Genomic DNA, 26591 nt, shown 5'->3' with positions numbered 1-26591 from the left:
GATGATCGACGCAATCAAGGCTGCTAAGGAGTCTAAGTAATTTTTGACTGCGCGATAGCGGCGCATCCCGTCGTCAAACGGCTCGTTGCGTACTGTTGTACGCGGCCTCGCCGCTTTCCTCGGCCTGCTTGCTCTTGCTTGTCAAAATACTGCTTCGATTGAGCATCAATTCGAATAGAAAAAGCCTCTGTCCGATGGACAGAGGCTTTTTTGTGCCGCTTTAGGTTTCATTATCCGGAGAATACGGCGGATATTCGGGATAATGGTCGAAATAATATTCGACGTGATAAATACCATAGTAATCGTTTACGATTTTGCGGACTTCCTCGGCGTAGAGGTTTGTAGAAAGGCTGCCATAAGTACCGGTTAATATTTTGTACGGATTTTCTTCGTATCGAGTGACAAGATCGGTTGTTAGCTCTTGAAAACCGACAGAGGTTTTGTAGTTATGCGGCACAGCTGCACCTTTTGACGCCATAAATTCAGTGCGTTCGAGGTCTGACAGGTCAGACAGCCGGATTCCGGTCCGCATATATTCCGAAACCGGCGGCGTGTTTTTGACTGCAACGGTCATAATCACAATGGTGGCGAACAGCAGGACGAAAAGTGCTTTGATTCGTGGTTTCAGCATGGTATCACCGCCTTGTCTTGTATATGTTCATTATACTATAAAATCGGTCCGATTTGGAAGAATAGATTTCGATTGGTTGCGAATTACGGGTGCTTCCATTCTCCATTTTTCATTCTCAATTCTGTGCACAGACCCGAAAGACGCAAAACCCAAAGAGGTACGATTCTCACGAATCGTACCTCTTTCGCTATCCAGATAAGGATTATTCGTCCTTATTTTCAGTTTCTGCGGGAGCCTTTGCATCCTGATGCGTCAGCACCAGCTTATCATCGGCGGCATCGAGCGTTACGCTGTCGCCCTTCTTGATCTTGCCCTCAAGGGATTCCTCGGCAACAAGATCCTCGACCTCGTTGGTAACGGCACGGCGCAGCGGGCGGGCACCGTAAACCGGATCAAAACCAGCCTTGGCAAGGTGCTTCTTGGCGGCCTCGGTCCAATCCATGGTGATCTCCATATCCTGCATGCGGGCAGCAACCTTGCGCAGCATGCCGTCGGCAATCTGTGCAATTTCGTCCTCATTCAGACGGTTGAACACGATGATGTCATCAATACGGTTGAGGAATTCCGGACGAACCGCGGTCTTGAGTTCTGCCATAACGTCGGCCTTGATCTGCTCAAAGGTGCGCTCTGCGGCGTCCTCCGGCTTGCCGTCCGCGAAGCCGAGCGACTTGCGGCCGCTGCCGGTGATCTTCTGCGCACCGATGTTGGAGGTCATGATGATGATGGTATTCTTGAAGTCTACATGGCGGCCCTGACCGTCGGTCAGGATACCATCTTCAAGGATCTGCAGCAGGATGTTGAATACATCCGGGTGCGCCTTCTCGATCTCATCGAACAGGACAACCGAGTACGGATGACGGCGAACCTTCTCGGACAGCTGACCGCCCTCATCGTAGCCAACGTATCCCGGAGGCGAACCGATCATACGAGAAACGGCGTGCTTCTCCATATATTCGGACATATCAATGCGGATCATGGCGTTTTCATCACCGAACATCGCTTCGGCCAGCGCCTTGCTCAGCTCGGTCTTGCCAACACCGGTCGGGCCGAGGAACAGGAACGAACCGATCGGGCGCTTCGGGTCGCGCAGGCCGACACGGCTGCGGCGGATTGCTTTAGCAACGGCGGTTACAGCCTCGCTCTGACCGATGACACGCTGATGCAGCGTATCCTCGAGGTGCAGCAGGCGCTGACCCTCGTCCTCGGTCAGCTGAGCAACCGGAACACCGGTCCAGCCGGAGATAACGGCTGCAATGTCGTCCTCGGTGACAGCACCGTGCGACTTGGTCTGCTGGTCGGCCCACTCCTTCTTGCGAGCCTCCATCGCTTCGCGCTTGGACTTCTCCTCGTCACGCAGCTTGGCGGCGTTCTCAAAGTCCTGACCCTTGACGGCCTCTTCCTTCTTTGCGGCAACGGCGGCGATTTCGTCCTCGAGCTGCTTCAAATCCGGCGGAGTGGTCAGGCTGGACAGGCGAACGCGGGAGCAGGCCTCATCAATTACGTCGATTGCCTTATCCGGCAGATAACGACCGGTTACATAGCGGACAGACAGCTTGACAGCGGCTTCAATGGCCTCGTCCGGAATCTTGATGCGGTGATGTGCTTCGTACTTGTCGCGCAGACCCTTCAAAATCTCAACGGCATCCTCGGCGGACGGCTCGTTGATCTGAACAGGCTGGAAACGACGTTCCAGAGCGGCATCCTTCTCAATATTCTTGCGGTACTCGTCAAGCGTGGTTGCACCGATGACCTGTACCTCACCGCGGCTCAGTGCCGGCTTCAGGATATTCGCAGCGTCAGCCGCGCCCTCAGCCGCACCGGCGCCCATCAGCATGTGCATCTCATCAATGAACAGGATGGTGTCCTTCTTGGCGGTCAGCTCTTCGATGACCTTCTTGATGCGCTCCTCGAACTCGCCGCGGTACTTGGTGCCTGCGATCATGCCGGTCAGGTCGAGCGAGATCAGGCGCTTGCCCTTCAGGGTCTCCGGTACGTCGCCGGAAACAATCTTCTGAGCAAGACCCTCAACAACGGCGGTCTTGCCGACACCCGGATCACCGATCAGCGCCGGGTTGTTCTTGGTGCGGCGGGACAAAATCTGGATGACACGCTGAATCTCCTTGGAGCGGCCGATAACCGGGTCCAGCTTGCCCTCCTTGGCAGCGGCGGTCAGGTCGCGGCCGAACTGGCTGAGCGCGTCCTTGCTGTCAGCGCCGCCGTTTGCAGCAGTACCAGGCTCGCCAGAAACGCTGTCCTGTACGCCGCCGAGCGCCTCATTCAGCTTCTCGACAAGGATCTGCGGGGTGATACGCAGGTTGGCCAGTGCGGTCAGTGCCACATTCTGCCCTTCGCGCAGGATGCCGAGCAGCAGATGTTCGGTGCCGACATAGCCGGTGCCCATCTCATTCGCGGACTGTACAGACAGCTCCACAATGCGCTTGGTGCGCGGCGTCATGCCCTGCGGCGCGGTGGAATCCGGGGTGCCGCGGCCGGACAGTTCCTCGATCTGATGAACGAGAGCTTCGTCGGTCACGCCTGCGGCAGTGAGTGCCTTTGCGGCAGGGCCGCCGCCCTCACGCAGCAGGCCGAGCAGCAGGTGCTCCGAGCCAATGTAGCTGTGACCGAACGAAGCGGCCGCTTCCTGTGCAAGCGTCAGTGCCTGACGGGCACGCTCGGTAAAACGGTTTTGATAGAACATAAATAACACTCCTTTCAGAGTAGGAAAATAGTTTGATTTAGGGGTAAAACGTCCTCGCAGGGGCGCACAGTGTGCGTCCGGATTTCAGCATCGTGGTTGGAGTGGGCGCACACTGTGCGCCCCTGCGGGACAGGTGATTAGTTGAACTGAATACGCTTTGTCGCTTCACGCAGGATTTCCGCGCGCTTCTTATCGCGGTCCTGCGGTGCGCCGGTCAGCATTGCAGGACGGATGTGCTCCTCCAGTGCGTACAGCTTCTGCGCATCCATGCCGGACAGGAAGCCCATCTGCAGACCGATCAGCACATCGGAAATGCACTGTACGGCTTCATTCGTGTCAATCAGATATGCACTCCGCAACGTGCCTGCTGCGCGGTAAATACGGTCGCGCAGTGCGGGTTCGTTCTGGCTGCGTACCTGCTCACGCGCCTTTTTCTCGGCGTCGATGATAGTGGTCGCGGTCTCTACCAGCTTGTCGGTCAGCTCTGCGGCAGACGCACCGAGAGTAACCTGATTGGACACCTGATAGAATCCGCCGACCGCCTGCGAGCCTTCACCGTAGGTGCCGCGAACGGCACAGCCGCGGCTGCCCGCGTAGCCGATGATGCGGTCCATCTGCTCGGTTGCGGTCAGCATCGGCAGGTGCAGCATGATAGAGGCGCGGAGACCGGTGCCGATATTGGTCGGGCAGGCGGTCAGGTAGCCGAGGCGCTCGTCATACGCGAACGGCAGCGCCGCTTCGATGAGCGAAGCTACACGGTTTGCGGTTTCGAGACATTCCTTCGGGCAAAGGCCGGTGCCGATGACCTGCAAACGCAGGTGATCCTCTTCGCCGACCATGATGGACACGCCGCCGTCCTTGGAGACGATCAGCCAGCCGCCGTTCTGCGCCAGCTCAGGGGAGATGAGATGTTCCTCAACCAGTTGAGAGGCTTCGGTCGAACGAGGGATGATCTGCTTCTTGTCAAACTCCGGACCGATGGTCGGGTTTTCTTTCAGTGCAGCGAATATCTTGTCAGCAATTTCACTGTGCTGCTGTTCGGTCAGACGGAACGGATAGCCTTTAATATTTCGTGCCAGGCGTACGCGGCTGGACGCTGCCAGACCGGTAAAGCCGCCGTGAATCTCAAACATACTCATTTCTGTTCACCCTCCATTCTGCGGATCTCATCGCGCAGGCTTGCTGCGCGTTCGTAATCCTCGCTTTCAACTGCCGCCTTCAGCTGTGCCTTGAGGTCAGCCACCGGATCGGCCTTCGGCTGCTCGGGAGCCGCCGGAGCCGTGCCGATATGACGCGTTGCACCGTGGATCTTCTGCACATACGGATTCAGAATGTCCGCAAACGTGGAGTAGCAGTCCGGGCAGCCGACGCGGCCGGTACGGCGCAGTTCGCTTTCGGTCATGCCGCAGGTCGGGCACTTGCGCTCGGTGCCGAGCATGGTAGCGGTCGGAGCTACCTCGCCCAGCATGTCATTCCACAGGCTGCCAAAGCCGCCGCCGAGGAACGAATGGAACGGATCGCTCCAGAAGTGGTTCATCGACTGAAATGCGTTTTCAAACGCACCGCCGAGGTTTTCCTTCTGTGCACATTCCGGACACAGGTGCATCTCACGGGTGACACCGTTTACGGTTTCCTTATAATACATGGTAGCTTCATTCTTGCCGCATTTTTCGCATTTCATAAGTCAAAACTCCTCTCTGAGAGATTATATATAATGTAGTGTTTACGGAGAAAAGGGCATCACGTTGTTGCAATGCCCATGACTGCGCATCGGAAAATCGCAGAACGCAGTCTGTCGCGGTCGGTTTTATCAACCTCCGCCAGCGCACCGTCCGAGCAGGCGGACAGCAGCAGCTGACCTTCGCGCTGGGTAAGCAGCTCAGCGGAAACGAGAGCGCGTGTCAGACGCGCCGCGTCGTTCTGGCTTAGCCGTCCGCCGATACCGCGTGCCGCTTCGAGCAGCGTGCGCTGCTTGTCATCCAGCAGGCGGATGATGCGGATGAAACCGCCGCCGCCGCGCTGGCTCTCAACCAGATAACCATGCTCCGGTGTGAAGCGGGTCTCTATCACATAATTGATTTGACTCGGTACGCACGAAAACCGGTCAGCAAGGCTTTTGCGCTGCAGCTCAGCAACGCCGCCGCCGTCTGACAGCATCTCACCGATGAAGTCGGCGATCACATCGGACATTTTCATGGTGTTTCACTTCCTTCCGGGGAAGGCACTCACTCATCTGACCTTCCCTGATCATTGTCTATATTGTATATCCGGAGGCGTCCAAAATCAAGAGAAAAATTTGACCATTTCTGACTATTAAAGAGAGGTAGATAAGGCTAACCATGTGTTTTCTCGCTATATCGCTTTGAATCACGATTTTTCTCTGTTTTTCATAAACTGACCCAAATTGTGTACTATGATAAAAGTTACCAAAGACTAACCACTTGTTTTTGTTGCTTTTTTTAAATCTTGTGGTAAAATGATAATTGTAAAATACATTTGGAGGTGCAATACCAATGGCATATGTTATCGGTGGCGGCTGCATTATGTGCGGCTCTTGCGCTGGCGAGTGCCCGGTTGGCGCTATCGCTGAGGGCGACGGCAAGTACGAGATCAACGCTGACGCATGTGTAGATTGCGGTACCTGCGCAGGTTCCTGCCCGGTAGGCGCTATCTCTCAGGGCTAATTCCTGAACACATATAAAAGCGAAGTACAAAACCCTGTTCCGTTCGGAATGGGGTTTTTACTTTTGCCTAAAACAGCAGAGCGGTCGCGCATTCTTGGCACCGAATGGCTGGGGGACGCGAACTGTGTAAGCGTGTTCGTCCTTTTCCGGGCGGCACCTTTTTTTGCACCGGCTGAGCGGGGTATTTGAACCGCGTAGGCGGTTCACCCTAACGGGCGGAGAGTTTTTCGCTGAACCTCAGCAGGGAATTGCGCTCTGCGGAGCGCGGGAGAGTGCGGCGCCCGCCGCGGGGGCAAAAAGGAAGGACAACCTGCGGTTTTCCTTCCTCTTTGAACTCCTACCTTTCCCTTGTTTCCTAATCTGGCGCAGATTACCGACATGTGACCGCTCCGAAATGGGGGAACGGCAGTCGGGTTACCGTTGCGTGTCTTTCGCAACCTGTTCGCAGTTCACAAACAGCGTACTGCTACACATGTGGTTAAATCAACGCAGGCGCGACATAACAGTGTCGCGCAACACTTTGGCATGTTGTAACGCACGGCACCTGCGGATTAAGCATTCGGTACAATTTATCTTCGCAGGTGCCTTCCGGCACAACGCGCAAAAAAATTGCGCGGCACGGTTATGCCGCGCCTGCGTAGAGTAAACCACCTGTGTAGCAGTAATCTATCTGTGAACTGCGAATATTTCACGAAAGACACGCAACGGTAACCCGACTGCCGTTCCCCTCTTTCGGAGCGGTCGCCGGTCTCTGGTCTGCGCCAGACCCTCTAAGGGAAAGGGGAGATACACAAGAGGGTGGAAACCGCAGGTGTCTACCCTCTTGTGCGCCCGCGCGGCGTCAGCGCACATTTCGTTCGCTTCTCAAGCGGCGGCTATATTATAATAGGAATAGGCAAAGAAAAAACACTTGAAATTTCCGTGCAAATATAATAGAAAAGCTGAAATTTCAATGCCTTGCGGCATAGACGGGGCAGAAAAACAGTGTTCAAAACCAAGTTAGATGAGTTAGGCTTCCTGCTGGCGTATCCGCTGCGGATTTTCGTGGTCGGTCCGTTCTGCCGCGCCGTATTCCGCAGCCGCATGTGCGCGCGCACGCACGCGGCTGATGAGGAGGAACAGACGATTTCGGAAGGATTTGCTGAATAATGTCAGAAAATAGCGAAACTGGCAGACTGCACAGAGATTGGATGCGCTGTTTGGTAATTTCGTTTAAAATCACGGAGCAAAAATTGAAATCTTAGCTGGTTCTTTGCGTGAAAAAGAGTATAATATTCTATGCAAAAGGTTATCACATTAAGAAAGGGTGGGAACAATGTCATATGACTTTCTGTTGACGATTGCGATCATCATGTTGTTCACAAAGGTATTCGGCCTTACTTCGGAGCGCGTGCATATGCCGCAGGTTGTCGGTGCACTGATTGCCGGTGTGCTGGTTGGCCCGAGCTGCCTCGGCTGGGTAGGCGAGACCGATTTTCTGGTAAAGGCCGCTGAGATCGGTGTAATCATCCTGATGTTTAACGCAGGTATGGATACTGATCTGGACGAGCTGAAAACCACCGGTTTTGCGTCCTTCATTATCGCACTGATCGGTGTTATCGTGCCGCTGATCGGTGGTGTTGCATGCTATCTGGCGTTCGACAATGATCCGACCGACCCGATGAACATGCTGAAGGCTGCTTTCATTGGTGTCGTTCTGACCGCTACCTCGGTTTCGATCACCGTCGAGACCCTGCGTGAGATGGGCAAGCTGAAAAGTAAAGTCGGTACAGCAATCCTCGGCGCGGCTGTAATCGACGATATCCTCGGTATCGTGGTGCTGACCATTCTGACCGCACTGACTGACCCGTCGGTAAAGCCGATTCTGGTACTCGGCCGCATCGTTGCGTTCTTCGGTTTCGTACTGGTTGTTGGTCTCGTTATGTACCGCGTATTCCTCAAGATGGAGGAGAAGTGGCATCGTCATCGCCGTATCGCGATCTATGCGGTTGCATTCGCATTCCTGATGAGTTACGTTGCGGAGCGTTACTTCGGTATTGCAGATATTACCGGTGCATACTTCGCAGGCATCGTAATGTGCCGTCTGTCCTCCGCGCGTGACTATGTTGCAAGCAAGACCAACGTGCTCGGCTACATGCTGTTCTCTCCGCTGTTCTTCGCTTCCATCGGTATTAAGACCAACCTGGAAGGTCTGACCAGCACCATGGCGATCTTCGCAGTGGTACTGACCATCGTTGCAATCCTGACCAAGATCATCGGCTGTGGTCTCGGTGCCCGCGTCATGGGCTTCCAGACCTATGATGCATTCTCCATCGGTCTGGGCATGGTATCCCGCGGTGAGGTTGCGCTGATCGTAGCACAGAAGGGTGAGCAGGCCGGTCTGATCGACCCGCACATGTTCCCGCCGATCGTACTGGTCGTTATCGTTACTACGCTGGTAACGCCGATTCTGCTCAAGCTCGGCATGAGCAAGCAGACCCCGGCAAACACGGAGTTCAATGCACAGGAAAAGGTGCAGATGCCCAAGGTAAGCCAGCACTGATTGCTGTCGCGGAACCATGGTTCCGCCGGCAAGCAGGAACGGACCGCAGGCTGTTCCAAAGTTGTCCGAAAGTTCCCGTACGGAAATTTTCTCCCTCTCAAAGTCAAAAATCCTGCGCTATCCTTGCGCGGCTTCTCGGCCGCGCTGCGCCGGTACATGCTCCCGGATTTTTGGAATTTGCACGGCAAATTCTATTGAACACGCGCAATGCGCGAAACAACCGTCTGTTTTGAACAGGCGGTTGTTTTTATATGCAAATATCAATTATTCGCTGTATTGAAGCCTTGCGGCAAGTATGCTATAATAGTAGCGTTTAATACTATCTCTTAATGGAGGAAACAACATGAAAGCAACGAAGCTTCTGCCGATTCTGTCGGTCGTGCTGTGCGTTCCGGGGATTGCGCTGCGCGCGCTGCACCTGCTGAACGGTTTTGACGTAAGCACCGGCTTGCCGACGGCAGGCGATAGATGGATCTGGTTCGTGATCGCGCTGTTCGCTATCAGTGCAATCGTATATGCTGTGCTGGCGCTGCCGCTTAAGACGCGCAATAAGGTACCGTTTGAGCAGCTGCTCGGCACGAAAGAGGTGCTGTTCCGCATGGCGGCTGTCGTTGCGGGACTGATTGTAGCGGCGGGCAGTCTGGGTTACCTGTATCTGACCATCACCACGGCAGAGCAGGACGCGGCTGCATGGGCACGCGTTCTGGAGATCGTCTACGCGATCATGGGCGTGCTGACCGGCGGCTGCATGATCGGTCTGGCCAAGGCACAGGGCGTACAGATGACGGAAAAGAGCGCCGCAATGACGCTCGTACCGCTGTTCTGGAGCTGCCTGCATCTGCTGGTCAACTACCGCATGACCTGCACCGATCCGAAGCTGGCGTCGTTCGGCTTTGGTCTGGTTGCCGATGTGATGATTGTGCTGGCGTTTTATGAGTTGGCGCGTCTGCTGTTTGGCAAGCCGGCTCCGGCTATGCTGGCGTTCTTTACCGCAGTGGCGGTCACCATGTCGGTGTCGGATATCGGCGGCTACGGTCTGGCTATGCTGATGGGCATCCCGTCCATGTGGTCGATCAAAATGGTGCTGCGCGGCATTCTGGGTGCAGCAGCGTGCGTTATGCTGGCCGCTGAGCTGTTCTGCCTGTGCCGCTCGGACGCAGCGCAGACGGCAGATGAGAATTAACAGAGGAGGACAACGAAATGCTGTTTGTATGCTATCCCAAGTGCTCGACCTGCCAGAAGGCGAAGGCGTGGCTGCAGGAGCGCGGCGTGGCGTTTGACGAGCGTGATATCAAGCAGGACAATCCGACCGAGCAGGAGCTGCGTGCGTGGCACGAAAAGAGCGGTCTGCCGCTTAAGCGGTTCTTTAATACGAGCGGCCTGCAGTATAAGGCGCTGGGGCTCAAGGACAAGTTGCCGGCCATGACCGAGGACGAGCAGTATGCGCTGCTCGCGACCGACGGCATGCTGGTCAAGCGCCCGCTGCTCATTGGAGAGGACTTTGCTCTTCCGGGTTTTAAGGTAAAAGAGTGGGAAGAGCGGCTGTAACAGCCGTTCTTCTTGTAAAAAAGCTGTTGACAAGCAGGAGAAATTCCTGTATAATAAATCTTGCTTATCGGGCAAGATACGGAACGGTATCGAAGTGGTCATAACGAGGCGGTCTTGAAAACCGTTTGTCCGAAAGGGCGCGTGGGTTCGAATCCCACCCGTTCCGCCAATCACGAGATTGCGCGCGGAGGGTTCGATCGAGAATAACTCCGCGCACAACTCAATACCTTGACATGGAGACATACCCAAGCTGGTGAAGGGGCTCCCCTGCTAAGGGAGTAGGTCGAGAAATCGGCGCGAGAGTTCAAATCTCTCTGTCTCCGCCATGAAAGCTGCACTTTTTGTTATGGAAAGTGCAGCTTTTCTGCATTTATAGATAGAAAACGATAACTTTTAGAACGACTTAATTTTTCTTGACAGCAATCGTGACAGCAACGGGCTAATTTACGGCTCCCAGACTGGAGATCAGCTCCTCCATACGGGCGGCACTGCTGCGCTGCATTTGGTCACTGACATGAGCGTAGGTTTTCAGCGTAAACGAAGCCGTGCTGTGGCCTAAATTCGTCTGTACGGTCTTAATATCATCGCCGTTTTCCAGCGAAATCGTAGCGAATGAGTGGCGCAGAGAATGAAACGTATAATCCCCCATACCGCAGGAACGCAGCAGACGCTTGAGGTGCTTGTATACGGTCTGGTGGTTGAGTGCGCGGCCAAATTCATTGGTGAAAACCAGATCAAACGGATTGTTCCACAGCGGTCCGGCGGCTAAACGCTGACGTTGCTGCTTGGTGCGCTGCTTCTGAAGCGTAAGCATAGCCGTTTCCGCCAGAATAATACGCCGCTGCTTGTTCTCTTTCGGGTCAATGAGCGTATAACTGTAATCACCTTTCTTGCATTTCTGCTGGAGCTGCTTGCGTACAACAAGGCTGTTCCGGTCCCAGTCAATGTCAGCCCAGCGCAAGCCGAGAATTTCGGACTGGCGCATACCGGAGAAAATATCGAGGAAGAACAGATAATAGAATTCGTCCTTGCGGATCAGATCGAGAAACTGATTCAGCTCGGCAGAGGTGATCGCTTTGGCGCGGGTTTGCGTTACACGCGGCAGAGAGCAGAAGTCAGCAACATTGCGCTGTAAGATCTCATCGCGCTGTGCGGCGGTCAACAGGGCGTGCAGCGTGCCGAATACGGTGTGTACAGTCTTGGGGGCAAGTCCTTTACCGCCTACGCCTAAAGACAAAGCAAAGCGCTGTACCTCGCGGTGGGTGAGGTCGGTCAAACGGCGAGTACCCAGTGCGGGAAGAATATGCAGCCGAAGATTTTTCTCGTAACTGCGCTGTGTGGAATCGGTCAGCGTGGCAACATGAGTTGCCATGTATTCTGCGGCATATTCGGCTACCGTGATTTTACGCGGTTCCTGAAAGGTGCCGTTGTCAATACTGGAGGTTGCAGCACGCAGTTTCTCTGCGACCTCTTTCTGCGTTTTGCCGTAAATGGTATGACGACGCAGCTTGCCGGTTTTCGGATCATAGTCGGACACATACTGACCCTGCCAACGGCCGTCTTTCCGCTTGGTAATAGAGCCGCTTCCGGCTTCACGCTTTTTATTTTTTCGTGCCATAAGTAAAAGAATACTCCTTTCCGGCACATACAGTTCGATTGTATGTAAATAGTATAGCATAGGTATGCAAGTTTTGCACAAGCTGGGGATAAATGCTGTGCGTGAGATAAGCAGAGGGTAAGGTTTTAGACCTTGCCCTCTGCTGCATATTCAGGCGCTTTTCTTGGCGGCATCCTCTGTGAGCCATTGCATCAGCGCATCGTGCGTTACAAGCAGGCGGCGGCCTATTTTGAGTGTTGGGAAATCCTCGCGGTGAAAGAGCGCATAGGCAGCGCTACGGCTTATGCCGAGCAGTTCAGCCAGATCACGGGCGGATAAGGTGATACATTTTACTTGTGCTGTCATAGAATCAGACCTCCGTATTGCCTAAGTACTGCTGCATGAGCGACCGGACCGTGATAATACGGCCAAGCGGCAGTTCGAGTGGAATAGGAAGACCGGGTGCAATCTCTCTGAGGTGGTTCAGCGCATCGTGCTGTGCGTCTAAGTAAGAGCAATGTGAGATTTGACGTTTAGGAGAGCAGATGTACTTCTGGAAACATTCGTTTGCCTGATCCCAGTTGTAGGCGATCATAACGGCATTGCTGCCCTTGAGAACATAGTAGCGGCCATTTTTGCTTTTGTAGTTATTTTTATGCTTACTCATAATTTATTTCTCCTTATTGGTTCGATAGTTTAATTCCAATGTACCCATTGTAGGTCTTGTCACCGATCCGTATTTTTTTCGGCTCGACTTTATTCGCAAGCTGGCTGCGCAGTATGCGCGAAAAGCGTGTCCGATCGGTTATGATCGGCAAGTCGTGTCCCACGCAATAGGCGGTGCAGGCTTCGTGCAGGTCTTGCGTAGAGGTAAAGCTGTTATCGTCGGTCAGGATACAGCAATCATTCAAAAATGCAGCGATATTCTGGTTTTCGGACATAGGCGATGCATAGGACTGGGATAACAGTTGATCGACGAGGGCCTGTCCTGCAAAGATGTACTTGTCCGCAAGCAGACGGTGATATGCGTGGATTGCGCGGAGAAAGATGCCGTCCCGCTCGGCGAGGATTTTCTGCGTGAGTAGATGATCCTGCTGTTCCGTAGGGATAGAGAACCGAAAAGGTATCACCACCATGCGGGATAACAGCGCCGTATCTTCTTCGGCCATCCGAATCGGAAAGTTCGATGCGAACACGAGATTGATCGCTGGTGCCATGGTTGCAAGCGGCTTATACTTTTCCTCCACTGTCATAAGATCGCGTCCTGTGATCTGTTTAAGCGTTGCAACGGCCTGTGCCGAGAGCGTACGATTAGGAAGATCACCGCAGATATTGAGCTTCTTTTCAATCAGGGCTGCACCGGAAAAACGATCGCCAAGACGGTAAAGATCAAGTGTGCTCACAGCTTCGGGATTGAACATAGAGCGCAGCAGCTCAAGCAGCACGCTTTTGCCGCTGTTGCTGACACCTTGCAGCAGGAAGAATACCTTACCATCGGTATCACAGGCAAAAATATAGCCGAGCATTTGCCAGATACGCATTTGCAGAGCGTAATCATTTCCGGTGATAAAACCTATGAAATTGTCAAAGTGCGGCGTACCATGGCACAGAGTAGGCAGCGATACATTCAGACAATGCGTGAAAAAGTAGGCAGGAGTATGCGGCGATATGGTGTTCGTTGTCATATCATAGATACCGTTCTGGATGCAGAGCAGCGAATGGTTGCCTGGTGGTTCAGCAAGCAGCTTGGAATTGCTGAGCAGGAAGACTTCGATGTCCTCGAAAACCCGCTTGCTGCTGTGTTTTTCGATGTCATCAGCACAGAGCGCGCGCATTAGGCGGCGTAGCTCACCAATCTGCAATAGGTGATACCAGCCGTTCGCATACCAGTAAATGTGCTCTTGGTAGATGCGGATTTTTCCAGTTGCGGCAATGTGGTTGGCGATAGTCGCGGCATTGGCCGCTTTGGGACGCTCTATTACGGGTGGACAAACGGCTGTTTCCGTTGGCGCAGGCTGATTCTGTGGAATCGAAACTGCTGCCTGCTGTGCAGGTGCACAGGAAACTGGTGCCAGAGCGGGAACGGATATAGCCTTTTCAGGATTGTTCGTATTGTTGGCACACCCCTGTTGTGATATAGTAATATCAGAGGAATTGGAACAAAATGCAGACAGGACATTGTTCATCACATCTTCTGGCGATGCTGTCGGTGAATCAGTGGGTACTGCTTCATGGTTTTCGAAGTTGATCGCATCAAAGAGGATGGGAATAGCGTATCCGTTTTTGTCCAGTGGGTAATTGTTTGATGTCGTAGGAATACCTCCTTGTTTTTGTACTTGTGAGGCCTCGATGACATAATACACTAAGTAGTAAGAAATACAAAATCTACGAAATCAGCAACAATTAGAGGTGTTTGTGAAAAGAGAACATTGAGGGTTAGCACGGAATTAGCTATCAAAAGAAGATTTAGTTGTAATGAAATTTGCAGACCATAAAATAAGAGAATAGAAATTCATATAAGTTTATGGATAAAAACGAAAAAATCATTAACAGGAAGGAGAAAAATAGTATGTCTAATGAAAATAAAGTGCAAATAGAATGGGTACAGTGTTGTATAGCGCACAAGCCGCGCAACATAGCAAGACAAACACCTATACGATGGGAAGTTGATCCGGTGCTCTTTGGCAAGCGGTATCATGAGGAGCGAACAAAACGTCGCCTTTCACATGAGCAGGTGAGAAAAAAGGTTATGGATATGATAGGTGAAGATATATCGGTGTCCTATTTGCAGGAAATTGAGCAGGGAAAATGCAACAGTAGGGAATGGTGCCATTATCTTGCAAAGATTTTTGATGTATGTCCGGAATATTTTGCAGGTGTGGAAGATTTTCGTTGGATTACAAGAGAGAAGGCTCATAATAGCGTTTACCCTGAGAAACAGACAGAAGAAAAGCTGATAAAGGCTATTTCGTTTGAAGATGAATTGCGGCCATCGTTGCAAGCGCAGGAAAAGTTCGTTGAGAATTTTGTTGAAGAACAAAATGAAATGACATGGCAAAAGTCAAAAGGTCAGCAATCAGAATCTATATATGCAGACGTTTTTTATCGTTTAGCATATGCAACTCCTGAAGAACAGAAAAATTTTATGGATCTCTGGGAATTACAAAAGCAATATGTGAAAAACAGAGAGAAGGATCAACGTAAAGAAGATGAATTGCGAAAAAGTTTGACAAAGAAATATACATTGCATAAGGAAAATCCTGAAATTGAAAAGCGTATAGGATATGCTTTTTATAAGTTAGCAAAAGAAAATGAAGGATTGTTTAAGGTTCTGTATGAAGTGGCATCAGATTCCAATAGCAGAGCGCAGTTTCAAACGATTATGATGAGAAATTATCAATACAAGGAGTGGAGCGATTAACTGTTAAAAGAAATGGTCTGTTCCGCGTTCTGCGTTCCGCATAGATACTTTTTCCACAGTGTATATTAAGAATAATAGTAATAATAAGTATAAGTGTAAAAAGTATACCGTCAGAACGCGGAACGCGGAACACAGAAGATTTCCCCCATTTATGTGTGCATAAATGGGGGATTTGTACTATTTCTGTAAATAAGCGTATTTTCAATTATATATTATCTCCATGAAGTATCAACAACCCAACAAATACTGAATGGAGGAAACCAAAATGAAAGATACTCGAATTTGCGACAACTGCGGTGCAGAGCACCCGATCAGCAAAATGTTTGAGGTAGAGGGCGACTGGCTCTGTGAGGACTGTGTAGATCGTTTGACAGTAACCTGTGACCGCTGCGGCGATCGCATCTATCAGGAAAGCGCCGTTGAGGACGATCATCACACGCTCTGCGAGGGCTGCTTTGACGAGCACTATGTCCGCTGCCACGACTGCGGCTGCATCCTGCGCAGCTACGATGCATACTTTGATGACGACGATCTTCCTATTGCTCGGACTGCTGGGACGAGCACGAGGGCGCGATTCACGACTACAACTATACGCCCGACCTTGTGTTCCACGGCAAGGGCCTGCGGCATTTTGGCGTAGAGCTGGAGATTGATGAGGGCGGCACGGTGAACAGCAACGCACAGAAGTTGCTCGACATTGCCAACGCAAACGCCGAAAACTTGTACATCAAAACCGATGGCAGTCTGGATGAGGGTCTTGAACTTGTTACACATCCCATGACGCTGGAATACCACCTGAACGAAATGCCGTGGGAGCAGGTACTCTGTAAAGCACAGCGCATGGGGTATCTCAGCCATGCCGCCGGCACCTGCGGCCTGCACGTTCACATCTCTCGCCTGGCCTTTGGCTGTACTTACGAACAGCAGGAGGCCGCGATTGCCCGTCTGCTCTACTTCGTGGAAAAGTTCTGGGCCGAGCTTCTGCGGTTCAGCCGCCGCACGCAGTCGCAGATGAATCGCTGGGCGGCACGGTATGGTATCCGTCTTACGCCGTCCGAGCAGATGAGCCACGCGAAAAATTCTTGTGCTGGTCGTTACACGGCGGTCAACCTTACGAACTCTGACACCGTAGAAATCCGTATGTTCCGCGGAACCTTGAAGTTAAACACACTGAAAGCCACCTTGCAGATGGTAAATCATCTGGTCGAGGTGGCTGTTTCTTTGTCCGATTATCAGGTGCAGGACATGAGCTGGTTTGACTTCCTCGACGAAATCAAGGAGCCGGAGCTTATCCAGTATCTTAAGGAACGCCGCCTGTATGTCAACGAACCTGTCACCGCAAGCGAGGAGGAATGAGTATGTGCAGTCTGTTTGGCTTAATCGACTTCAAAGGTGTGCTCAACACCCATACGAAAAACAAAATCCTGAATACGCTGGCTCGTGAGTGTCAAGTGCGCGGCACGGATGCAACCGGCATTGCCTACAACTTTAATGACCGCCTGCGGATTTATAAGCGCCCGATTCCCGCTCGAAAGATGAAGATTCACATTCCGAACGGCGTGAATACCATCATGGGCCATACCCGCATGACAACACAAGGCAATGCGCAGTTTAACCAGAATAATCACCCGTTCCTTGGTCATGTTGACGGCAGTAGCTTTGCTCTCGCGCATAATGGCGTACTTTGGAACGATCGCGAATTACGTTTGAACGAAAATCTTCCGCAAACGAGCGTTGAGACCGACAGCTACATTGCCGTCCAGCTCTTAGAGAAAAACAAAACCCTCGACTTTGACAGCCTCAAAAATATGGCTGAAAAGGTCGAGGGTTCTTTTGTGTTTACCGTTTTGGATACAGACAATTCCATCTGGTTCGTAGTCGGAGATAATCCGCTGTGCATCATGTTCTATGATGGTTACTTGCTCTACGCTTCTACGAGGGATATTCTCTGCAAAACCATCAAGAAGTTAAAGCTGAACACACCCTCTGATATTCTGGATCCAAAGGAGGGTGAGATTTTGAAGATTGACCGAGCAGGACATATCACTACCGGCAGCTTTATGCCGAAAACCAGCTATGAGCATTGGTGGCGGCGTTATCCTTATTACTGCAGTTACTACGAGGATACGACTGCGAACTACGATGATCTGTTCAGCGTGGCAAAGGCGTTCGGCATAACGGCGGATGAAATTCAGGCACTGCTCGACTACGGCTGTTCCATGGAGGAAATCGAGGAAATGCTCTACGATCCTACTCTGCTGCACGAAATGACCGGAGAGTTGTTATACGCATACTAAGAGGGGAGGACGAACAACATGGGCTTATTTAGTGTAATCTGGGTACTCGGTGAAGTGCTGGAAGCATTGGACGAACTGCTCGATCTGACCGATGATGTGTAGTTTCAAAAACGCCTGACTTTTGGCACATTGATTTTGAAACGAGTTTTGGAACAAAAACTGCCCTCGGAATACCACATTCCGAGGGCAAATTTTTTTGTTTCATAAACGAAGATTTTTGCAACCGGAGGACGATATGAAGCACTATAAATTCGGCTATGCCCGTGTCAGCACCGAACAGCAGAACCTTGCGCGGCAGCTTGATATGCTGTCGCAGTACGGCGTGGACTACATTTTCAATGAGAAAATGACGGGCACCAAACGCGATCGTCCGGAGCTGAACAAACTGCTCGACCGTATGATGGAGGGCGACACGGTGGTGATTGAGAGCCTGTCCCGCTTGGGCCGCAGCACGAAAGACCTGATTGAGCTGGTGGAACTGTTCCGCGAACGCGGTGTGCATCTGGTCAGCCTGAAAGAGCAGATCGACACCTCCACACCGGCAGGCAAGCTGCTGTTTACGCTGATGAGTGCCGTCGCGCAGTTCGAGCGTGATGTGATTGCAGAGCGCACCAAAGAGGGTTTGGATGCCGCCAGAGCACGCGGCCATATCGGCGGCAGACCGCGCACCAATGCACAAAAAGTCAAGCAGGCTGTGAAGCTCTATCATACCAAACAGTATACCGTTCGGGAGATTGAGGAGCTGACCGGGGTGAAGAAGGCAACGTTGTATCGGAATCTAAAGTAGCAATCATCCGCATTAACGCTCTTCCACAATAACGCCAATAATCTGAAAATCTGTGACTTCACCATATAATGTACCTTCATGAACCAACATATCTCCTTCATATTCAGAACCATATCCCGTTTGGTTCATAAAAGTCTGACCGCCTAAGTGACAAGGCATTGTGAAGGGTATCCTTGCCCCCTCTTTAATCTTCCCTTCCGGAATACGAGATAATTCCTTGAATAGTTCGGCAGCAAAAGAAGGGCGTCGTAAATAAGTACTGGAGATATATGCTCCGGAGAGCTTCTTTAAACCTGTCATGGTAAGAATATCTTTCGTCTTTATTACCTGATAAGGACTTCTCATGACAACCAGCGATAAACTCTTCCAATTAGATGTAATACCAAATTTTCTAAATACTAAAAACTTCTTTTTAGAATAATAGAACTTATCCATAATCGGTGTAGTTTTGGTCCTTGCATCTAAAAATGCATACATAGAATTATCTGTATTCACCTCATAAATGCAAGAAACACACGAATCAGCAATCTCCTGCCGTTGAATATTATTTAATTGCTGATACAGCTCAATTTGCTGTTTCTCTGCATCATCTATTTAATGCCGCAGATTTTCAATCAATTTATCAAGATCCGCAATTTTCTGATTAATTACATCCTTAGTATTCATAAAGCACTCTCCTTTTCCCTAAATTACTCTAACAGCGGCTGGTTCTGTGCCTCCAATTTGGTATTGCACGCAATGATGCCGCATCGCTGGTACAGACACTCTATAATAACCACATCACGCGCGTTTCGCGGGTACAGCACAGCATGACCTGCGGCTTTGAGAAGCGCCTGCGTTTCCTCTACCGTAAGCTGAAAGCCAAATGCAAGCTGTATCAGCTTGTCCCGTGTCGGTGTATAAGTACCGTCGAAAAGCTGGTAGCCATAGGTACGCGCCAAGCCTGCCGCACAGATTACTGCCGCTCTTGTCAGCTGTTTACGTTCCAGCAGGTCCGCTAATAGCTCCGGTACGGTTTTATTCTGCAACTCGTCAGCGTTCTCCCGAACAAAGGCTGCTGCATCTGGCTTGCTGCGCAGAATATCCATCAATTCGCCTGTGGTCTTTTCCATCTGTATCACCGTTTCTGTCATCTATTGATTCCCATTATAGCACAGAACCATTTCGCCTTAAAATCAAATTCTAACCCGATCCGAACTCATCAGTAAAACCGCATCGGAGGCATTACAGATGAACAACAATAAGAAGACTAAGAAAAAGCGTCACAACGGTGAGGGCAGTATCCGCCAGAAACCGAATGGGCGCTACGAAGTCCGCGAGATATGGAAACCGGTAAATCGACTCGTATTTCCAAGTACGCCGATACACTTGATGAAGCTGTTGATATACAGCACGCTTTGAGTGTCACTATGGTACAGACACCGCAGTATTTACAGAACAATACGACCGTAGGCGAATGGCTGGATAACTGGCTGACAACTTATATGCAGCACACGCTCAAGCAGTCCACCTATAAGAGTTATGAAACCTATGTCCGCAAGCATTTCAAACCGTCGCTCGGCACTATCAAGCTGAAAGAGCTGACCCCGCGTACGCTCCAGATATTCTACAACTACAAGCAGGAGCAGGAGAACTTATCTCCCAAAACCATTTCCAATCTGAATATGTGCTTACATAAGGCTCTCGCACAGGCACAGTCAGAGGGACTGATTCTCTCCAATCCGTCCGGCAGTGTAAGCCTGCCGCCGCTCATCAAACCGCATATTGAGGTTTTGACCCGTGAACAGCAGGCCCGTTTGGTGCAGGCAAGCTATCAGTTCCGGTATGGCGTATTCGTGCGGATGACCTTGGTAACTGGCTTACGATTGGGTGAGGTAGTCGGCCTGCGCTGGTGCGATATTGATTTCTATACGAATATGCTTCATGTCAACCAGACGCTCAATCGCTTACAGCGCTATGATGATGACGAGGCCGACAGCAAAACCGAGATCGTTACGCAGACACCGAAATCGCAGAACAGCATCCGCAGTATCCCTATGCTGCCTGATCTGGTGATGGACCTCCAGAACTGGCGAACCGTGCAGATGCAGGATGCCGCCGCGCTAGGCACTGCCTACTTCGACAGCGGTCTGATTGCTACGCAGGAGAACGGCCTCTATGTCGAGCCTCGCCTCATGCGCGAATATTATCAGAAGATGCTGGCTGCGGCCAATCTGCCGAACTACAACTTTCATGCACTGCGGTACACCTTTGCGACCCGTGCAATGGAGCAGGGCATGGATGCGAAAACGCTCTCTGTTCTGTTAGGTCATTATTCTGTTGGATTTACGCTGGATACCTATGCTCATGTGCTGACTGACCAGAAATGGACTGCGATGCAAACGATGGCGAATATGTATAATATGGAGCCGCCGCTGCGTCAGCCGATCCAGTTCTTTTGAGAGAGAAATAAAGCTGCCCCGAGCGGGCAGCTTTATTTTTTTGCCTAAATCTTATAGTAATTTCTTCAGCAATCAATCCATCTTTTCATACTGTCCTGCAGAATCTATTCCTTCTATTAAGGGGAATATTTCTATAAATGGATAGATTTCAGTGCCTAATATTTGCTTATCATATGCTGTTTGCAGTCGTTCCTTAGACTTGCATTTACCATACATAATACAAAGACCGCATACTAATTCATTTTCCTCGATTGGACTAATTGAAAATAAATACTTAAACACCAAATCTTTTACATAATAGCGTCGTACACTACTATAATCACTAAATTTTGCATCTACGATCATATATTGGGAATCGCCATTTTCTTCAATTTTAATCAGAAAATCTGGCACATAGTAATGACCGCCTTGCCTACAGTCATCTTCATTACCCGCATACACAGATATAGAATTATTTCTATACAACCCGATACCATTTACAGAGCGCTGATCTGTATCAAAAATTACAGGCTGATAATATAAAGTAATCCTTTTCTGACCATTTTTTAATACAAATGTATTTCGTACAGAAGTATTTTTGTATTTCCATCGTTTTGATACCGGATATACGCAACGTCTAGAAGACTCCAATGAATACCCTCTATCTCTGAAATAGCAAAGGAATTTCGCCAAAAGATAACTTTCATACAAAGCTGAAATTTTAATAAAGGAGAGCATAAAATGTTCTTTAGAAAAATTATATATTCCAAAACTAAACCATTGATGAATTCTAACGAATATTCGATTATATTGTGGAACGGAGAGAAAAATTGCAGTCGGTCTAGGGGGTACTATATGTTGATCTAGGGGGATACGAAGAATATCACTATACATTCCCCATAAATATGTAAATTTTTCAGACAATTTCTCCAACTGAGTCTTTCCATCTTCTATCATTTTTCTTGTTTCAGAAAACATAAAAAATGATGAATAAATGTACTCTGAGCTATAATCTTCATCATTGGGGATTTTACTTAATAGATTACAGCAATATCCTTGCAAAGATTGTACCGAATCAATCATATTCCTTAGAAATGCTAAAATCACTCTATTCTCATATATATCATATGAGCGTGTATTTTGAACAGTTTCTGTTTTCTGTGGTTGATACACACGATTTCCAATAAATATACCTTGCGTACTATTTACTTGCCGCAAGTACTCTGGATGCGTTGCTGTATATGACAGCGTTCCCTGCGTCACATATTGTATTCGCTCTAGTCTCTCAATTACAGACATCTTTTCCAACTTGAATCTGCTATTAGCTTTGAAATATCCATAACTACTCTCATATATAGCTGCAATCTCTTCTGCTAACAAAATCTGTGTCGCAAGACTACGGTACCCATTCTCTTTAAGCCCAGATGGTTTTTCGGTTTGAGTTCTCCATTTAACAAAAGCCATTCTTGATTATTATAAACAAATCTAGCCATTGCTTCTACCGAATTATTAAGTTCCTCTCGTCGCACCAAAATCGGTAAATACTCTGAATTCAGCGTACATTCTTGTCCATCTACTAATATAAGCGTAATAGACAACTCCGCAAACCCATAACAATCTAGAAAAATTCGTCTATTGCTTATCCCTCGACTAGGAAAATAAATTCGTCCATTATTGTAAACAGAGGACTCAAGCACATCATTGACATATACACGAACATCAGCAATTCGGTTCAAATCTTCACAATTCAATCGCATTTCATAACTTAAATCAGCGAAAATTTTATTGTTATTGCCCGTAGAATTCTCTATAATATGCTCTAGTCCAGCTTGGCGATTATCTATCCACCTACAAACTTACCCCCAGAGAACTTGCAATGAAAATTATCCTGGATGTGATCGAGAATACCGGAATTACAGCCACCGCAGGTATTGGTACGAATCTTTATTTATGTAAAGTCGCAATGGATATCTTGGCAAAACATATCCCTGCGGATGAGAACGGCGTGCGCATCGCAGAGCTGGATGAGATGACCTACCGTCAAACCATGTGGTCGCACCAGCCACTCACCGATTTCTGGCGGGTTGGACGTGGATACGCCAAGAAGTTAGAGGCACACGGAATGTTTACCATGGGCGATGTTGCGCGAATGTCGGTATGCAATGAGGATCTTCTTTACCAGCTCTTTGGGAAAAACGCTGAGTTGTTGATTGACCATTCGTGGGGCTGGGAACCCTGTACCATCCAAGCGGTTAAGGCATATCATCCCAGTGAAAACAGCCTTGGTTCCGGTCAGGTCCTGCATTGCCCGTATTCCGCAGAAAGGGCTCGGTTGGTGCTGAGAGAAATGGCAGAGCAACTGGCACTGGATTTGGTGAGTAAGAAGCTGATGACCGACCAGATTGTTCTGACGGTCGGCTATGACATTGAGAACCTAACTGATCCGGCACGGCGAAATCGTTATCATGGCCCAATAGTCAAGGATCACTATGGCCGCGAGGTTCCAAAGCACGCCCATGGAACTGAGCGCCTGAACGATTATACCTCCTCTACAAAGAAAATCATGGGGGCAGCTACAGCGCTCTTTGATCGTATTGTGAATACCGACCTCATGGTGCGGCGACTTAACATCGTTGCGGGTCGGGTGATTTCAGAGAGTGAGGCGATGACCAGAGAGGGCGAATTTGAGCAGATGGATCTGTTCACCGATTATGCTGCCGTTGAGGCTCGTCGAAAACAAGAGCAAGCAGAACTGGATCGGGAGCGAAAAATGCAGGAGGTTATGCTCACTATTAAGAAGATGGTGCCCATACGAACTATGAATTATCGGCGCATAGACCGCACGGTTGCAGGACATATTCGACCCATCCGTTACATCTGTACCCTCAGTCTGTGAGGGGGAACATCGTATAGGAGAAGGCGGCAGCGGGATGAATCTGCTGTGGCTGCAGATAAACTTTGCGCGCTTCCAAGCTGAGGAGCTTACACTGAATTTGGGATGGCCGCTATGCCCGTGTCAGCCTGCCCAGTGGAAACTTCAGCAGCACACACGCTTCTGTAACGGCTGTGTCGGCTGACAGAAGCGTGGAATGGGCTGGAACTTTAATCAGTTTTTGTGGATACAGTGGTCAAAACATCCATAGACTCCCTTGAGCCGCTGGCGGCTCAAGGGAGTTTTTTACGATAAATTCATATTCCTCGATAAATCTCGATTTGCCCTTGCATAAAGAAAAAAATAAATGTATAATTATTAGACACTTGATTGTGAGGAGTGCAGAGAAGAATGTCCATTGAAACGTCGAAAAAGAAAAAAGGCATCCAGATGCCCCACACGTACATTATTCTGTTTCTGATCGTGTTGGTTGTCTGCCTGCTGACCTACGTGATTCCTGCCGGCCAGTTTGAGCGCCAGGAGGATGCCAGCGGCCGTATGCTGATTGTACCGGGTACATACACTCAGGTGGAATCGTCACCGGTTTCACCGCTGGAAATCCCCATGGCTTTTGTGAGAACTCTGGGCAGCTCCAGCGTAAACGAGATCATCTTCTTTATTTTCATTATCGGCGGCGCCTTTGAGCTGATTATGCAGACAGGGATGATCACCGCCTTTTGTGCCAAACTGGGCAAGATGTTTGCGGGAAAAGAAAAGCTGCTCATCCCCATCTTCATTACGGTCTTTGCCGTAGGCGGCTTCACCATGGGAATGTCTGTGGAGGTTCTGGTGTTTGTGCCTATTGGGATTGCAGTGGCCAAGGCAGTGGGCTATGATACCATCACAGGTACAGCCATGATCGCCATGGGCTCCATCGTGGGCTTTACGGCGGGCATCTATAATCCCTTTAATGTGGGTGTGGCTCAGTCCATCGCGGGTGTGACTCCCATGTTCTCCGGAGCCTGGTATCGCTGGATTATCCTGGTGGCGTTTATTGTTGCGACCAGCCTGTATATTATTCATTACGCGGAGAAGGTAAAGAAGAATCCCTCCAAGAACCTGATGGGGAACGAGGATTCCAACCTGGAGGATGTGGATGTATCTGCGATTGAAGTGACCGGACGGCACAAGCTGATCCTTCTGGCCGTTGTCATCGCGCTTGCCGTTTTGATTTACGGCGTGGCCTACTTGGGATGGTTTATCACCGAAATGGCTACTTTGTTTTTGGTGCTGGGTGTGGTATGCGGTATTCTGGCCGGGTTCAGCGGCAACAAGATCTGCGATCTGTATGTGCAGGGCATGGCCAATATCACCTTCGGTGCGATGATTGTGGGAGTGGCCGGTACGATCAATACCGTTATGGTGGACGGCATGATCATTGATACCATTATCAATGCCTTGGCCAATGCGATTGTGGCACTGCCCAGCTCGGTAAAGATCATCGGTATGTTCCTGGTGCAGAACATCATCAACCTGCCCATCAACTCTGGTACGGGCCAGGCGGCAGCCACCATGCCGATCATGGCGCCTGTGGGCGATCTGGTGGGCCTGACCCGCCAGAGCACTGTGCTGGCCTTCCAGCTGGGTGACGGCCTGACCAATGCCATCTACCCCACTTCGTCCACCATGCTGGGATTTTTGGCTGCGTCCAAGATTCCCTATTCCGTGTGGCTGAAGTACGTCATTAAGCTGGTGATTTTGCTCAGCCTGGTTTCTATGGCCTTCCTGGCTTTGGCTGTGGTGATCGGTTACTGATCCGTTTAGAGCTGGCCGCCGCAACTGCATGGCGCGACGGCAGGATATTATAAATTTCAAAGATATAGGATGGGACATGCCATGGAAGAAATTCAGAAGCAAATTGCGAATATCGTTTCAGAGCTGATGCCGCAGCTGTGCGCGCTGAGCGACGAAATTTTTGATTACGCCGAGCCGGGCTATGAGGAGTACCGCTCCTCAGCTGCGCTGACAAAGTGGCTGCGAGCCCACGATTTTGAAGTAACCATTCCCTACGCCGGGCTGGATACGGCTTTTTGTGCCGTGTACCGCCACAAGGGAGGGCGGGCTGCCGGAGGGCGCGCAGTAGGATTTTTAGGGGAATATGATGCGCTGCGGGGCCAGGGACATGGCTGCGCCCACCATATGCAGACCCCTGCCATGATCGGCGCGGCAATGGCCCTGCGGGGAGTGCTGGAGTCTTCGGACCAGCCCTTTGAGATCCATGTGATCGGGACGCCCAGCGAGGAGTCGCTGGACGGAGGCAAAAACGAGATGGCCGCCCACGGCGGGTTTGACCATATTGATGTGGCCTTCATGGTGCACGGCAGCACATTGACCCAGCTGGAGACGCCCTCTCTGGCTCTGATCGAGATGGATGTGGAATTTCACGGCAAAACCGCCCACGCGGGTATTGCGCCTTATGCTGGGCGCAGCGCAGTGGATGCGGTGACCATGCTGCAGACAGGGCTTGGGCTCATGCGCAATCACCTCAAGGATTCCAGCCGGGTGAGCAATATTGTGCTGGCTGGGGGGACGGCAGTCAACTCCGTGCCCGATTTTGCCAAGGTTAAGGTAGAGATCCGCCACTCCTCCATGGCGTATCTGGAGAGCGTGGAGCAGTGGACCCGGGAGATTGCCCAGGCTGCTGCCATGGCTACCCAGACACAGGTACAAATTACCCCTGTGGCGCATATTTACAACACCACCATCAATGATGCCATGGGTGCGCTGCTGATGGAGTGTGCAGAAAAATTTGCGTGTGACGGAATTGCTCCGCCCCGGAAGGACTGCGGTTCTACCGATTTCGGCGCGGTGACCCACCGGCTGCCCAGCTGCTGCCTGCGGGTAAAGACCATCGAGACAGATGATCCTCCTCACACGGACGCATGGGTAAAGACCGGGAAAGAGGCGCGGGCTCATCAGGGCATCTATGACGGTGCTGTGTGCTGTGCACTGGCTGCCTTCCGCCTTGTGACGGATGAGGCTGCCTGGCAGGATGTGTACCAGTGTTTCCTTGCGCACCAAAAGGAGAATTGAG

25 protein-coding genes, 2 tRNA genes and 1 pseudogene are annotated in these 26591 nt (G+C 50.6%); 16 read left to right on the top strand and 12 right to left on the bottom strand.

Annotated features, from left to right (window positions below):
* Positions 1-220 precede the first annotated feature (220 nt).
* The 5 genes from DWZ82_RS13030 to DWZ82_RS13010 all read right to left on the bottom strand — a co-directional run bounded on the left by DWZ82_RS13030 (position 221) and on the right by DWZ82_RS13010 (position 5525).
* Entirely contained in the window at positions 221-631 is a 411-nt protein-coding gene (locus DWZ82_RS13030) for a hypothetical protein (protein WP_118481154.1), read from the bottom strand.
* 202 nt (positions 632-833) lie between these two features.
* Positions 834-3329, bottom strand: coding sequence for an ATP-dependent Clp protease ATP-binding subunit (locus DWZ82_RS13025; RefSeq protein ID WP_118481153.1), 2496 nt, complete (start codon positions 3327-3329; stop codon positions 834-836).
* A gap of 137 nt (positions 3330-3466) precedes the next feature.
* Positions 3467-4468 carry an ATP--guanido phosphotransferase gene (locus DWZ82_RS13020; protein WP_118481152.1) on the bottom strand — a complete coding sequence of 334 codons (1002 nt, stop codon included), beginning with the start codon at positions 4466-4468 and terminating at the stop codon, positions 3467-3469.
* The gene (locus DWZ82_RS13015; RefSeq protein WP_118481151.1) at positions 4465-5010 is read right to left on the bottom strand and encodes a UvrB/UvrC motif-containing protein; all 546 of its coding nucleotides are present in this window, start codon (positions 5008-5010) and stop codon (positions 4465-4467) included. The genes DWZ82_RS13020 and DWZ82_RS13015 overlap by 4 nt, the downstream gene beginning before the upstream one ends.
* Positions 5011-5069: 59 nt before the next feature.
* Positions 5070-5525 carry a CtsR family transcriptional regulator gene (locus DWZ82_RS13010; RefSeq protein ID WP_118481150.1) on the bottom strand — a complete coding sequence of 152 codons (456 nt, stop codon included), beginning with the start codon at positions 5523-5525 and terminating at the stop codon, positions 5070-5072.
* A gap of 317 nt (positions 5526-5842) precedes the next feature.
* On the opposite strand from DWZ82_RS13010, the gene DWZ82_RS13005 reads away from it, so the two are divergent.
* From DWZ82_RS13005 to DWZ82_RS12975, 7 genes are all read left to right on the top strand, one after another.
* On the top strand, positions 5843-6013 hold the full coding sequence (locus DWZ82_RS13005) for a DUF362 domain-containing protein (protein WP_110435960.1): 171 nt from the start codon (positions 5843-5845) through the stop codon (positions 6011-6013).
* A gap of 984 nt (positions 6014-6997) precedes the next feature.
* Entirely contained in the window at positions 6998-7162 is a 165-nt protein-coding gene (locus tag DWZ82_RS15215) for a hypothetical protein (protein ID WP_158575246.1), read from the top strand.
* A gap of 166 nt (positions 7163-7328) precedes the next feature.
* Positions 7329-8555: a cation:proton antiporter gene (locus DWZ82_RS13000; protein ID WP_118481149.1), complete on the top strand. Its 1227-nt coding sequence runs from the start codon at positions 7329-7331 to the stop codon at positions 8553-8555.
* A 343-nt stretch (positions 8556-8898) separates the two neighbouring features.
* Complete coding sequence (locus DWZ82_RS12990) at positions 8899-9738, top strand: hypothetical protein (protein ID WP_118481147.1); 840 nt, start codon at positions 8899-8901, stop codon at positions 9736-9738.
* A 17-nt stretch (positions 9739-9755) separates the two neighbouring features.
* Entirely contained in the window at positions 9756-10103 is a 348-nt protein-coding gene (locus DWZ82_RS12985; protein ID WP_117492355.1) for an arsenate reductase family protein, read from the top strand.
* Positions 10104-10183: 80 nt separating this feature from the next.
* Positions 10184-10272, top strand: a tRNA-Ser gene (locus DWZ82_RS12980).
* A 66-nt stretch (positions 10273-10338) separates the two neighbouring features.
* Positions 10339-10429: transfer RNA gene (locus tag DWZ82_RS12975), tRNA-Ser, on the top strand.
* A gap of 113 nt (positions 10430-10542) precedes the next feature.
* Here DWZ82_RS12975 and DWZ82_RS12970 read toward each other — a convergent pair.
* The 4 genes from DWZ82_RS12970 to DWZ82_RS12955 form a co-directional block, all read right to left on the bottom strand.
* Positions 10543-11721: a tyrosine-type recombinase/integrase gene (locus DWZ82_RS12970; RefSeq protein WP_158575244.1), complete on the bottom strand. Its 1179-nt coding sequence runs from the start codon at positions 11719-11721 to the stop codon at positions 10543-10545.
* A 150-nt stretch (positions 11722-11871) separates the two neighbouring features.
* The gene (locus DWZ82_RS12965; protein ID WP_118481145.1) at positions 11872-12066 is read right to left on the bottom strand and encodes a helix-turn-helix domain-containing protein; all 195 of its coding nucleotides are present in this window, start codon (positions 12064-12066) and stop codon (positions 11872-11874) included.
* Between the two features lie 4 nt (positions 12067-12070).
* Positions 12071-12367 (bottom strand): hypothetical protein, encoded by a 297-nt coding sequence (locus DWZ82_RS12960; protein WP_118481144.1) that lies wholly within the window; start codon positions 12365-12367, stop codon positions 12071-12073.
* Positions 12368-12380: 13 nt separating this feature from the next.
* Positions 12381-14063, bottom strand: coding sequence for a DNA primase family protein (locus DWZ82_RS12955; RefSeq protein WP_147356940.1), 1683 nt, complete (start codon positions 14061-14063; stop codon positions 12381-12383).
* A 206-nt stretch (positions 14064-14269) separates the two neighbouring features.
* Between DWZ82_RS12955 and DWZ82_RS12950 the strand changes: the two genes are divergently transcribed.
* The 5 genes from DWZ82_RS12950 to DWZ82_RS12935 all read left to right on the top strand — a co-directional run bounded on the left by DWZ82_RS12950 (position 14270) and on the right by DWZ82_RS12935 (position 18205).
* Positions 14270-15121, top strand: a complete 852-nt coding sequence (locus DWZ82_RS12950; protein WP_118481142.1) for a helix-turn-helix domain-containing protein — start codon at positions 14270-14272, stop codon at positions 15119-15121.
* 265 nt (positions 15122-15386) lie between these two features.
* Entirely contained in the window at positions 15387-15761 is a 375-nt protein-coding gene (locus DWZ82_RS15930; protein WP_330423323.1) for a hypothetical protein, read from the top strand.
* Positions 15725-16477 (top strand): amidoligase family protein, encoded by a 753-nt coding sequence (locus tag DWZ82_RS12945; RefSeq protein WP_330423322.1) that lies wholly within the window; start codon positions 15725-15727, stop codon positions 16475-16477. Before DWZ82_RS15930 ends, DWZ82_RS12945 begins: the two co-directional genes overlap by 37 nt.
* Positions 16478-16479: 2 nt before the next feature.
* Entirely contained in the window at positions 16480-17418 is a 939-nt protein-coding gene (locus DWZ82_RS12940) for a class II glutamine amidotransferase (RefSeq protein WP_118481141.1), read from the top strand.
* Positions 17419-17653: 235 nt separating this feature from the next.
* On the top strand, positions 17654-18205 hold the full coding sequence (locus DWZ82_RS12935; protein ID WP_118481140.1) for a recombinase family protein: 552 nt from the start codon (positions 17654-17656) through the stop codon (positions 18203-18205).
* A gap of 12 nt (positions 18206-18217) precedes the next feature.
* Here DWZ82_RS12935 and DWZ82_RS12930 read toward each other — a convergent pair whose 3' ends face one another.
* Together DWZ82_RS12930 and DWZ82_RS12925 are read right to left on the bottom strand one after the other, a co-directional pair.
* Entirely contained in the window at positions 18218-18682 is a 465-nt protein-coding gene (locus DWZ82_RS12930; protein ID WP_118481139.1) for a hypothetical protein, read from the bottom strand.
* A 212-nt stretch (positions 18683-18894) separates the two neighbouring features.
* On the bottom strand, positions 18895-19338 hold the full coding sequence (locus DWZ82_RS12925) for a helix-turn-helix transcriptional regulator (RefSeq protein ID WP_118481138.1): 444 nt from the start codon (positions 19336-19338) through the stop codon (positions 18895-18897).
* A gap of 189 nt (positions 19339-19527) precedes the next feature.
* Here DWZ82_RS12925 and DWZ82_RS12920 point away from each other — a divergent pair, with 189 nt between their 5' ends.
* The gene (locus tag DWZ82_RS12920) at positions 19528-20646 is read left to right on the top strand and encodes a tyrosine-type recombinase/integrase (protein WP_118481137.1); all 1119 of its coding nucleotides are present in this window, start codon (positions 19528-19530) and stop codon (positions 20644-20646) included.
* A 72-nt stretch (positions 20647-20718) separates the two neighbouring features.
* Here the strand turns inward: DWZ82_RS12920 and DWZ82_RS14995 are convergent, their stop codons facing one another.
* Positions 20719-22089, bottom strand: a complete 1371-nt coding sequence (locus tag DWZ82_RS14995; RefSeq protein WP_147356939.1) for a hypothetical protein — start codon at positions 22087-22089, stop codon at positions 20719-20721.
* A 370-nt stretch (positions 22090-22459) separates the two neighbouring features.
* Here DWZ82_RS14995 and DWZ82_RS12910 point away from each other — a divergent pair.
* The 3 genes and pseudogenes from DWZ82_RS12910 to DWZ82_RS12900 all read left to right on the top strand — a co-directional run.
* Positions 22460-23521, top strand: a pseudogene (locus DWZ82_RS12910) (DinB/UmuC family translesion DNA polymerase); the annotation flags it as partial.
* A 387-nt stretch (positions 23522-23908) separates the two neighbouring features.
* Positions 23909-25312 carry a YfcC family protein gene (locus tag DWZ82_RS12905; RefSeq protein ID WP_118481135.1) on the top strand — a complete coding sequence of 468 codons (1404 nt, stop codon included), beginning with the start codon at positions 23909-23911 and terminating at the stop codon, positions 25310-25312.
* An 81-nt stretch (positions 25313-25393) separates the two neighbouring features.
* On the top strand, positions 25394-26590 hold the full coding sequence (locus DWZ82_RS12900; protein ID WP_158574692.1) for an amidohydrolase: 1197 nt from the start codon (positions 25394-25396) through the stop codon (positions 26588-26590).
* Position 26591 lies beyond the last annotated feature (1 nt).

Origin of the sequence: Butyricicoccus sp. AF35-5AC (assembly GCF_003477715.1) — a bacterium.
Classification (GTDB): domain Bacteria; phylum Bacillota; class Clostridia; order Oscillospirales; family Butyricicoccaceae; genus Agathobaculum; species Agathobaculum butyriciproducens.
This window is presented reverse-complemented; position numbering and strand designations above follow the sequence as displayed.